This window comes from Rhizobium sp. 21-4511-3d, assembly GCF_053522545.1.
The window spans coordinates 132,089-142,525 of the sequence record NZ_JBNWCF010000016.1 but is presented as its reverse complement, the minus strand read 5'-3'; the positions used below and the strand labels follow the sequence as shown (position 1 = coordinate 142,525).

The 10,437-nt window shown below is 62.6% G+C and carries 12 protein-coding genes and 1 pseudogene; 5 read left to right on the top strand and 8 right to left on the bottom strand.

Features of this window, described 5'->3' with window-relative positions; translation table 11 throughout:
- Positions 1-160: 160 nt before the first annotated feature.
- Both ACQZ5H_RS27815 and ACQZ5H_RS27810 read right to left on the bottom strand, forming a co-directional pair.
- Positions 161-694, bottom strand: a complete 534-nt coding sequence (locus tag ACQZ5H_RS27815) for a GNAT family N-acetyltransferase (RefSeq protein ID WP_246777600.1) — start codon at positions 692-694, stop codon at positions 161-163.
- A gap of 73 nt (positions 695-767) precedes the next feature.
- Positions 768-1,994 (bottom strand): MFS transporter, encoded by a 1,227-nt coding sequence (locus ACQZ5H_RS27810; protein WP_449099597.1) that lies wholly within the window; start codon positions 1,992-1,994, stop codon positions 768-770.
- 161 nt (positions 1,995-2,155) lie between these two features.
- On the opposite strand from ACQZ5H_RS27810, the gene ACQZ5H_RS27805 reads away from it, so the two are divergent.
- Positions 2,156-2,497, top strand: coding sequence for a nuclear transport factor 2 family protein (locus tag ACQZ5H_RS27805; protein ID WP_449099596.1), 342 nt, complete (start codon positions 2,156-2,158; stop codon positions 2,495-2,497).
- On the opposite strand, the gene ACQZ5H_RS27800 is transcribed toward ACQZ5H_RS27805, so the two are convergent.
- Complete coding sequence (locus ACQZ5H_RS27800; protein ID WP_449099595.1) at positions 2,494-2,895, bottom strand: VOC family protein; 402 nt, start codon at positions 2,893-2,895, stop codon at positions 2,494-2,496. The genes ACQZ5H_RS27805 and ACQZ5H_RS27800 overlap by 4 nt on opposite strands.
- 13 nt (positions 2,896-2,908) lie before the next feature.
- Positions 2,909-3,640: a sulfite exporter TauE/SafE family protein gene (locus tag ACQZ5H_RS27795; protein ID WP_449099594.1), complete on the bottom strand. Its 732-nt coding sequence runs from the start codon at positions 3,638-3,640 to the stop codon at positions 2,909-2,911.
- 210 nt (positions 3,641-3,850) lie between these two features.
- On the opposite strand from ACQZ5H_RS27795, the gene ACQZ5H_RS27790 reads away from it, so the two are divergent.
- Together ACQZ5H_RS27790 and ACQZ5H_RS27785 are read left to right on the top strand one after the other, a co-directional pair.
- On the top strand, positions 3,851-3,997 hold the full coding sequence (locus ACQZ5H_RS27790; RefSeq protein WP_449099593.1) for a hypothetical protein: 147 nt from the start codon (positions 3,851-3,853) through the stop codon (positions 3,995-3,997).
- Positions 3,998-4,088: 91 nt separating this feature from the next.
- Complete coding sequence (locus ACQZ5H_RS27785) at positions 4,089-4,403, top strand: GCG_CRPN prefix-to-repeats domain-containing protein (protein WP_449099592.1); 315 nt, start codon at positions 4,089-4,091, stop codon at positions 4,401-4,403.
- 74 nt (positions 4,404-4,477) lie between these two features.
- Here ACQZ5H_RS27785 and ACQZ5H_RS27780 read toward each other — a convergent pair whose 3' ends face one another.
- The 4 genes from ACQZ5H_RS27780 to ACQZ5H_RS27765 form a co-directional block, all read right to left on the bottom strand.
- Positions 4,478-5,287: a hypothetical protein gene (locus ACQZ5H_RS27780; protein WP_449099591.1), complete on the bottom strand. Its 810-nt coding sequence runs from the start codon at positions 5,285-5,287 to the stop codon at positions 4,478-4,480.
- A complete protein-coding gene (locus ACQZ5H_RS27775; protein WP_449099590.1) occupies positions 5,284-6,645 on the bottom strand; it encodes a hypothetical protein in 1,362 nt (453 codons plus the stop codon). Before ACQZ5H_RS27775 ends, ACQZ5H_RS27780 begins: the two co-directional genes overlap by 4 nt.
- A gap of 80 nt (positions 6,646-6,725) precedes the next feature.
- Entirely contained in the window at positions 6,726-8,258 is a 1,533-nt protein-coding gene (locus ACQZ5H_RS27770; protein ID WP_449099589.1) for a hypothetical protein, read from the bottom strand.
- A gap of 203 nt (positions 8,259-8,461) precedes the next feature.
- Positions 8,462-8,791 (bottom strand): hypothetical protein, encoded by a 330-nt coding sequence (locus ACQZ5H_RS27765; RefSeq protein WP_112715136.1) that lies wholly within the window; start codon positions 8,789-8,791, stop codon positions 8,462-8,464.
- A gap of 212 nt (positions 8,792-9,003) precedes the next feature.
- On the opposite strand from ACQZ5H_RS27765, the gene ACQZ5H_RS27760 reads away from it, so the two are divergent.
- The gene (locus ACQZ5H_RS27760) at positions 9,004-9,606 is read left to right on the top strand and encodes a superoxide dismutase (protein ID WP_203430393.1); all 603 of its coding nucleotides are present in this window, start codon (positions 9,004-9,006) and stop codon (positions 9,604-9,606) included.
- Between the two features lie 176 nt (positions 9,607-9,782).
- A pseudogene (locus tag ACQZ5H_RS27755) lies at positions 9,783-10,432 on the top strand (pyridoxamine 5'-phosphate oxidase family protein).
- Positions 10,433-10,437: the final 5 nt, after the last annotated feature.

The following is a 10,437-nucleotide window of genomic DNA, read 5'->3' as shown; positions in this document are numbered from 1 at the left end:
GCGAAAGCTCCTCACCATCCTCAACGCCATCATCAGGGACAACAAACCATGGCAAGACGCTTGACGCAGAAGACAGTCGCTCTCCCCTCGGGGAGAGGGCAGGGTGAGGGGGCTCACCCACTGCCGTCAATTCCTCAGGGCGAAAGCACCAGCTGCGCCCTCACACTGCCAGCATCCGCGCACGCTCATCCTGCGTGATCCCGTAATCCTTGCAGGGCAGGCCATCCGAGACCTCGTCGCTCAGGAACTTCATCCCGAGCTTCTCCGCCACCTTGATCGATGCATCGTTTCCGGCGAAGATATTCGCGACGATCCGCGGCAGGTTCAGCGTGTCGAAGCCGTGGTCGAGTACCGGGCGGGCGGCCTCCGTCGCATAGCCCTGGCCCCAGGCGTGGCGGTTCAGGCGCCAGCCGATTTCGATATCCGGGCCGATCGTGTCGTAGGGGATCAGCATGATCCAGCCGAGAAACTGCTTCGGCGCCGTCTTGGAAAAGATCGACCAGTAGCCGAGACCTTCGCCGAAATCGCTTTCCATGCGGTTGATGACGAAACGGCGATGCGCTTCCGGATCGGCCCAGGGGCCGGGGATGTAGCGTGTCACCTCGGGGTCGCGGTCCATCGCCATACAGTCATCGAGATCAGCCAGCGTGCGCGGGCGCAAGATGAGACGATCGGTGACGAATATCTGCTGCAAACTCCGTTTCCCCCGTTGCATGCGGTTTCGTTCTGAAACGCAATCATAGCGGCGGGAGTTGCAAACGATAGTCTCAGTTTTCGTCTTTTGGCTTCACAATCCACGTGAAGACCGCGCCGCCGGCCAGCAGCACGCAGGTTCCGAGGAATACCGAGGGCATGCCGATATGACCGCCGACGAAGCCGCCGAGCACGGGACCGGCGACCTGGCCGACATATTGCGACGACACCGAGAGACCGAGAATGCTGCCTGCCGCGCTGTCTGGAACGCTATGGCGAATGACGGCGGAAATGCAGGGAAGCAAGCCGCCGAGCGCGATCCCCATCAGGAAGCGCAGGATGATTAGCTGCCAGGAGCTGGTGACGAACGCCTGCGGGATCAGTAGCACCGCCGCCACCGCCAGCGCTCCGGCGATAACCGGCCAATGGCCGATCCGGTCGGCCAGCTTGCCGAGCCGCGAGGCCGACAGGATGCTGCCGAGCGCCGCCGCCGACATGACGACGCCTGATATCATCGTCACCTGCGACTGGTCCTTGGCAAGCTGCGCCACATAGACGGTGATGATCGGCTCGATCGACATATTGGCGAGCATCAGCAGCATGCCGGTCAGCAGCATGGCGATCACCGGCCCCTTGTCGGGGATGGAGCTCCAGCCGCCGCTCGCCTTCGCCGCCTGCTTGCGGGAAGGGGATTTCTCTTCCTTGATCAGGAAGGCCGTCGCCAGGAAAGCGAGGAAGATGATGCCGCCGGCCGCCAGAAATGTGCCGCGGATGCCGATGATCGGCGGCAGCACCCCGCCGATCAGGGGACCAACGAGATTCCCGGCCATGATGCCCGAAGAGAGCATGCCGAGCGCCCAGGCCGAACGGTCCTTCGGCGTCTGCGTCGCGACCAGCACCATCGAGCCCGAGGAATAACCACCCGCCAGGCCGACGAAGAGGCGCAGCGCCACGAGCTGCCAGACATCGCCCGCCATGCCCATCAGCGAGATGGCGATCGTCATGCCCAGGCTGGCGCGCACCAGCATCAGCTTGCGGCCATAGATATCGCCGAGCCTGCCCCAGAGAGGCGCCACGAAGGCAGCCGCAAAGAAGGTCGCCCCATAGGCGATGCCCGACCACTGCACGATCGCCGCGTGATCGCGGACACCGAGCTCCTCGACATAGAGCGGCAGGAAAGGAAGCAGCAGTGTCATCGCCACGATCGTGGTGAAGGAGCCGATCAGCGAGATCGTCAGGTTGCGCTTCCAGTAGAGGGACCCGGCCGCGGCATTTGCTGCGTCCATCGGGGTGTCGGTCATATCAGGGGCTCGTGCATTGCAATCTTGGGGGAGGGCCAGGTTACGCCGGGCTTTGCGCCCTGCCAAGGACGGTTAGGCCCCGAACCGTCGGCTGGTTTGCCCTAAATGCCAATTTTTGCTATAAACCAATTGCGAAATGCAATCAGATAACGGAGGTTGCAATGAGCAGCAGCAATGAGCACGAAGCCATTATCCGTGGCCTGTTCGCCGCCTATGTCCAGGGCCGCAAGGATCTGGTGCGGCCGATGCTGGCGGATGACTTCACCTTTTCGAGCCCGCGTGACGACCATATCGGCCGTGATGCCTATTTCGAGCGCTGCTGGCCCGAGAAGCCGCCGTTCAGTGCCATCGAGATCGAATATCTCTCGGTAGACGGTGATGAGGCGGCCGTCCGCTACCGCGCCGCCAAGCATGACGGCACCGCTTTCCGCAACATGGAAAGCTTCAGCTTCAGGGGCGGCAAGGTCGCTTCGGTGGACGTCTATTTCGGTCGCGAAGCCTAGCGCTCGATGACGATTTCGTGGGCCGAGCGTGTCGCCGGCCCATGATAGACGGCCTCGATATTGTTGCCGTCGGGGTCGAGCAGGAAGCAGGCATAGTAGCCGGCATGATAATGCCGCTCGCCCGGCGCGCCGTGCTCCCGCCCGCCATGCGCCAGTCCCGCCTCGTAGAAGCGCTGGACCGCGTCCTGATCCGCCGCCTGGAAGGCGAGGTGCAGGTGGCTGACATAGTTCTCGGCGGCATCGACATAGAGCTCGTCCGACGAGAAGAAATCCGCGCCCTCATGCGTGAAGCGCCGTCCGAGCGCACTGAGGATCGCCTGGTAGAACACCCGGCTCTTTTCCAGATCCCGCACTCTCAGATGCACATGATCGATCAATCGTCCCTGGTGATACTGCATCGCGTTGCCCTCCCTAGAACAAGCGGATTGCCGATGTCGCAATGATGATGATCGAGACGGCGATCATCAAGGGCTTTACCGGCAGCCGCTTGACGAGCAGCGCGCCGAAGGGGGCGGCGATCACGCCGCCGATGATCAGCCCGATCGCCGAATCCAGTTCCGACCAGCCGAGCGTCAGCACGAAAGTCAGCGAGATTACCAGCGTCACGACAAATTCGGTCAGATTGGTCGAACCGATTACCTTCTTCGGATCATGGCCGCGCCCGACCAGCGTGCTTGTCACGATCGGCCCCCATCCGCCACCGCCGATCGCATCGAGCACACCGCCGCAGAGACCGACCGGCGGCACCGCCCAATCATGCACATCGCGCGGCCAGCGCGGCCGGAAGGCCTTGTAGAGAATGATGAGGCCGATGGCGATCAGATAGGCGGAGACGAAGGGCTCGATCACCTTGCCGTCGACATTGGCGAGAATATAGGCGCCGACCGCGCCCCCGATCATCCCTGCCGGCGCCAGCCGCGCCACGAGCTTCCAGTCGACATTTCGCTGATAGGCATGAGACGCGCCGGAGGCAGCGGTCGTGAACATCTCGGCCACATGCGTCATGGCGCTTGCATTGGCCGCCGGCACCCCGAGCGCCAGAAGGCTCGTCGTCGACAGCACCCCGAAAGCCATGCCGAGCGCCCCATCGACGATCTGCGCACAGAAGCCCACCAGCACGAAAAACAGGAAATCGAGCGTCATGAAATTCCCCCGAAACCGACGTTCGGGAAACAACACGCGGGGGCTGAGAAAAGTTCCGGATTTGGCCGGATCGCGCCCCTTCATCCACCGCCCTGTTCCTTAACGGGAAAAACACGTGGGTTTAACCATGTTGCTTAGTCTTTGATTCATCCTCCCGGAGCAGTTTGCGCGCCAGGGTGGCTGGGAACCAACCCCGAAGGATCGAAGCTCATGACCTATGCACTCGTGCTCTTCTCGGCCGTAACGGCTATCGTTGTCTCCATCTCCGCGATCGGCAGCGCACCTGCGCCCAACAGCAACTGGCCGCAAATTCATCCGGAAAAGACCTCCAGGCTGGTGCAGACGCATCAGCAGTAAGTTGCCTTATTTCAGATGAACGTCAGGTTCATCACCGGTTCAGCGCGATCGGCAGAAGCTCCATCCCGGCTGGAAATTTTGGAGATTCGCAATGAAGATCATCACGCTGGCAGCAGCGCTCGTTATCGGAGGCCTTTCGGCGATATCCGCTGAAGCGATGCCGGTTGCGCCGCTTACTGCAAACACGACCGCCACGCCCGACGTGACCAAGGTCGACTATGCCTGCGGCCGCGGCTGGCACATGACCCGCTGGGGCGAATGCCGCCGCAACGAGTATCGCCGCTACGCACCGCCGGTCCGCTACTGGCACCGTCCTCCGCCGCCGCGCTGGGGCTGGGGTGGCGGCTGGGAACGCCCGCGCCCCTATTACCGCGAGCGTGGCTGGGGCGGCTACGATCGCTACTGAGCCGAACGGCTTGAAAAGGAAACCGGGGCACTCGCCCCGGTTTTTGCTTGCGCTCAGGAGAAAGCCGATCCGGCTCACTTCGTCTTCATCGCCGCCGCGGTCACCTTGGCCGGTCCCGTCACCAGCGCGAATTCCTTCATTTCTTCGGGCCTCAGGTAGTAGAGCCGGTCCGGTGGCGTCTCCATCGCGTGGATCCAGAGGCCGGGCTTGATGCCCATCTCGTCGAGATGACGGGTGACGTCGGCGGTGGTCCGCTGCGCATCCGACATGGCGCGTTCCGGCGAGAGCTTCTCCTTCGAGCCGTTGAAGACCTGATGGACGCCGATGACGGCGCCGTCATCGGCGTTGCGGGTGATGCCGCCGGCGAGCACGATCGGGCAGGAGGAGGCGCAGAGCGCGCCTTTGACCACCTTCGTGCCGATCTTCTTCTCGCGGATCAGCTTCGACATGGCGAGCGCATCACCGACGGCGCCGCCCGGCGAATCCAGCGATACCGTCTTCACGTATTCGCCGCGTGCCTCGATCTCCTTCTGAAAACGTCCGGCCGCGCCATAATCGATCGCGCCGCGTGCCAGCAGGATGCCGCCGGGCTGGAGCTCGAAGGTGATCGGCTGTTTCAGCAGCTCGACGCTGGTGGTGATTTCGGAAGGCGCGTTGTCGGGCTCGCCATCGGTCAGCACAGGCGGCAGCACCGGCATACTGTCCGGGGCCGCCGGATCGAAGACCGGCAGCTCGGCATTGGCGATCATCAGGTTGCGGAAGTCGATGACGAGGAAGGCGACGGCGGCGGCGATCAGCGCATGCAGCACCAGCCGCGGCAGCGTCGAATCGTCGATCGAAAGCAGCTTGCGTTTCAGCTGGTCTCCCGCCGCCTCGATCTTCATGCCTGCGGTCCCTTGCGCGGCGGCTTGCCGGGCAGGTCGAGGCTGGTGACGTTGGAGGGTTCGGTCTCATGTGTTTCGGCAGTATGCGCTTCGGACGTCGCTTCCGCGTGACCCGCCACCTTGGCATCGGCCTTCGCTTCTGCCCGGGCGACGACCGCCTCGATATCGATGCCGCGCGCTTGCAATGCACGCTGCACCTCGATGGCTTCCAAGAGTTCGGCGGCGGTAATCCGCTCGGCAAACGGCATCTTCTGCTCCTGCCGCCGTAAGGCGCCATGTGCTACCGACAGCATCAGCACGAGGACGCCCGGCAGAAGGTCGATCGAGATCGCACCCGCCCAGCTGGGGATGAAATCAGACGCATAGCGCAGCACGGCTTCGGCCGAGGATAGCGGCACGAAGCGCCGTTCGCCCACGGGCTCGCGCGCCAGAATCTGATCAGCCGCCTGCGACAGCACCTTGGATTGTGCCGCAACCGAGGAACGGATCGTCTCCATCACCTGATCCTGGCGGTTGGCAAGCTCCGCCTCGCGGCCATCGGCGACCGGGGCGATGAAGCCGAGCGACAGGTCTTCGGCGGCGCGTTTGACCGAAGGGGCGATCGAGGTCTGTTCCAGCGAAGTGATGACGCCGGTGAGTGCAACGACCTCGGCGGCGAATTGATCGGCGCGCTGATCGATGGCGCCTGGCGCTGAAACCAGCGTCCGCATCGTTTCCAGATGCTTGCGGCCATCGTCGAAGAGGGTGGTGACGCGTTCGCGAGAGGCATTGATGTTATTCTGCAGCTCCGTCAGCTGCGAAGCCATCTGCGAGAGCAGCTGCACGACGCTGCCCGCGCCTGTCGTGCCGGTCAGAGCGCCGGTCTCGCGCTCCTGATCGGCGAGCCGCTGGAAGCGTTCCTGCGTGCGCTGGATATCCGGCAGAAGGCTCTGCGCCGCCAGCGCATTCTGGTGCGCCCGATCGAGGTCGCCGGTATAGTCTTCCAGCGTTTCGGCAAGGTGCTGTTCGAGGGCTGCCGAACCCGCAAGCGCCGCCGCATTCAGCCAGCTTGCCATGGCGATGATCATCGCGCAGCCGAGCGCCATGATGCCGAGCAGCGCGGTGCGCGCCGCCACCGTCGTCACATGCGGATAGAAGCGGGCGAGATAGGTCCAGAAGGCGTAAATGGCCACCGAGACCGCCGCCGAATAGATCAGCGCCGCGAAGAAGGTGGAGGTCGGCGAGCCGTCGAGCAGACTGCGCACGCCGAGATAGGTATAGACGCCGGAAGCGAGCGCGAGGACCGCGAGCGCAAAACGCGTCATCGTTTCGACGGCTTCGATGCCGTCATGCAAGCGGTGAGATGCGCCAAGCGCCATGGTTTTCCTCCGGTCGGTATCCTCTTAAGAAACCCTTAAAATCCCGGCGAAAACAAGGCCTTCAAAATGAGCGTAGCGCCTTACTCCGCAGGCGGTACGCGCATCGGCTCGCCGGACATTTCCCGTTCGCTCGGATAGCCGTCGGCCGTGCCACGCAGTGACTTCTCGGAAATGTCGATCAACGGCTGGTAGTGGGCCGCCGGCATGCGGACGTCTTCCAGCTCCTCCAACACCGGCGCCGAAGGCCTGTCGCCGCGAGCCACTTCCAGCTGGCCGTTGAGGATGGCGCGTTCGGCGCGCAGCTGGCGGATCTCCGACTTGGCGATCTCCAGGCTGGTTCTCAGCTGGCCGATCTCGTGGCGGTCGCTGTCCATGCGGGTGTCGAGGTCGCGCTTCATCGCGTCCGCCTCGCGGTCGCGGCGGGTGCGCAGGGTTTCGGCTTCGCGCAGCTTCGCGGTCAGCTCGTTGTTATAGGCGGAGAGTTCGCGACGGGCCGTCTCGTTCTCGGTGCCGGTCACGCGGGTGCGGCGCAGCTCGTCCTCGACGCGCTCGGCGCGCGAAATGGTTGCCGCCAGTTCCGATTTCAGCCGCTTCATCTCGCCGCGCGCTGACTGCAGTTCCTCGTCGGTCATCTTGTTGCGGCCGTTGGCCGTGATCAGCAGCTTTTCGACAAGCTCTGCCTTGGAGCCCACAGCGTCGCTCTTCGTCGTCAGATGGGCGATCTCAAGCGCCGAGGAAGTGGTGATCGTGTGCAGCTCGACCTCGGCGCGCTTGTGGCGTTCCTCGACCAGCGACAATTCCTGCTTCAGCTTGGCGATCGCCGTCTGCAGGTTGGAAACCAGGCCTTCCTGTTCCATCAGGCCGGCCTTCAGGTGACCGCGCTCTTCCGTCAGCCGGGCGATGTCGCGTGCCTGCGAGGCGCTTTCGCGCCGCGAGGTTTCGGTCAGCAGCTGCAGCGCGGTGGTCTCGCTGTCCAGCTTGTCGCGGGTGGCGGAAAGTTCTCGGCTGCGGCTGTCCAGATCCTGCTGGGCGCGCTTCAGCAGCGTCGAGGCCTCGTCATACTGCATGGCGCGGGCGGCAAGCTCACGCTCCGCGTCGATCAGCCGGCTTTCGATGATCGAGAATTCCTCGCAGGTCACGCCGTGGACGTTCTGCAGCTTGGTCAGCTCGTCGCGCACCGCTTCGATCTCTATGCGGTACTGGCCGTTGGCGGTGCGGATGTCCTTGTTCTCGGAGGCGAGCCGGGCATTGTCCGCATCGGCCTTGCGCCGCGCGCTGCTTTCGTAATCGAGCAGCGAGCTGATACGCGCGCATTCGGCCTGCAGCCTGCCGGTATCGTTGAGGGACTGGTCATGGGCGCCGATCAGCGCCGAGACGCGATCCTGCAAGGCCGAAAGGCCGGCGACGAGTTCCTTGGAATTGCGCTGGTTTTCTTCGAGCACCGAGCCGAAAGCCTGGAAATCGTCGATCTCCGGCATCTGGTAGGGTTGCGGGGCTGCCGGCTGCGGCGCCATCGGCTGCTCGGTGATGGAGACCGGCCGGTAGGCCTGGCCAGTGCTGCGAATATCCGTCTTGCCCGGCTCTTCGCCCCGGCGGAAAAAACTCATGACCATCAAGCGCCCCAGAAAATGAATGTCAAAAAGCAGTCTGAAACTATCAATTCACGCTAATTAAGTTGATCCTATCAAAGGTTGCCCTAACGATCTTTGCCCGGATAACTTGTAGACGCATCTAGGCCGCGAAAACCCGCGCCTGTCAAAGCATCGTTCCATGAAATCAACAGTTTTTTAAGATTCGTTACCGCCGCTGCCAGTCTTCATTCGTCGGGCAGCAGGTCGAGCTCGTCGGTCTTCAGCTCGGTGCCGATCTCGGCCGCCTTGGACTGCTTGTCGTAGACGCAGATATGGGTGACGAAGCCGTTGCCGCCCTTCGGCTTGCCCGTTACCAGCGCCAGCCCGTAATGCTCGCTGCCGAACGGATCGACGACGGCTCTTGCAAATTCGAGCGAGGGTGTCGCCGCCTCCTTGCATTTCGCCGCCACGTCATCGGCAAAATCCTTCCAGGCGTCGTCCGAGGAGGCGGAGGCGCTACCGGCGGCAAAAGTCAGGAGGAGGGCGGGGAGAAAGCGGATTTTATTCCTCTGCATCATGGCCTCGTTCAGTTCGCTGTTGCGGATCCTGCCGGTTTTGCATCGGCATCATCGGTGATTTGGGGGCAGAAAGCCAAGCCCGCAATCAAGGCAATTTTTCCTCTGACGCTCCGTTTTTTGATCGTTCCGCCGTTGCCACGCCCTGCTTCGGCTCCTATGTTCCGCCTCACCTGCCGATCACGCAACCCATTGCCAAGAGGAGACTTACAATGGCTTTCGAATTGCCCGCACTCCCGTACGACTACGAAGCGCTTTCGCCCTTCATGTCGAAGGAAACGCTGGAGTTCCATCACGACAAGCACCACAAGGCTTATGTCGACAACGGCAACAAGCTGGCTGCTGAAGCAGGCATGGCTGACCTTTCGCTCGAGGAAGTCGTCAAGAAGTCCTTCGGCACCAATGCCGGCCTCTTCAACAATGCTGCCCAGCACTACAACCATGTCCACTTCTGGAAGTGGATGAAGAAGGGCGGCGGCGGCAACAAGCTGCCGGGCAAGCTGGAAACGGCCTTCAACTCCGACCTCGGCGGCTACGACAAGTTCAAGGCTGATTTCGCCAATGCCGGCGCAACGCAGTTCGGCTCCGGCTGGGCCTGGGTTTCCGTCAAGAACGGCAAGCTCGAAATCTCCAAGACCCCGAACGGCGAAAATCCGCTTGTCCACGGCGCCACCCCGATCCTCGGTGTCGACGTATGGGAACACTCCTATTACATCGACTACCGCAACGCCCGCCCGAAGTACCTCGAAGCCTTCGTCGACAGCCTGATCAACTGGGACTACGTCCTGGAGCGCTACGAAGAAGCCACGAAGTAATCGGTTCGGACAGAACGGATTTGCTGACACCCGGTGCGAGAGCGCCGGGTGTTTTCGTTTGCGCGGGTGCCCCCCGGCACACAGGGAGCTCAGCTTGATCGCAAACCGCGTTTGGTGTATCCAGTAAATGAGGTACGCACATCAGTTTTGTTGACGTGAGGAGGAGAGGTACTATGATGAAGGGGTTCCAACTCGATCCTGCATTTGCAATAGCGGACGAACAGGCTCTGCGCGGTCTGTTCGAAGCAACGCATGCCCTGGCGATCCAGAAGTGCCGCGACACGCTCGGCCCGCACGCGCAGGATTTCATCCGCCGTTCGCCTTCCTATGCATAGGTACGCAGAGCATGGATGGAAAAGCGGATGTCAGCCCTCGCGGCGATCCCGCCGGTTTCGTCCGGATTCTCGATGAGCGGACGCTGGCGATACCCGACCGGCCCGGAAACAACCGTCTCGACACGCTGGTTAACATACTCGCCAATCCCAGCGTCGGCCTGCTCTTCATCATCCCCGGCTTCGACGACACGCTGCGCGTCAATGGCCGCGCGGGACTGACGACGGAGCCCGCGCTTATCGAGAGCATGGCGGTAAATGGCCGCGCGCCGAAGCTCGCTATCGTCATTGACGTCGACGAGGTCTTTATGCATTGCGCCAAGGCCTTCCGCCGCTCCCATCTCTGGGACCCGGACCACCGGCAAAACCGCAGCGAAATGCCGTCGCTGGTCAAGATCATCCTTGACGAGACAACCGGCGCGCCGAGCGACGAACGCGAGATGCGCGACATCGACGACCAGCTGGAAGCGGATTATAAGCGGACGCTTTATTGAGGCGT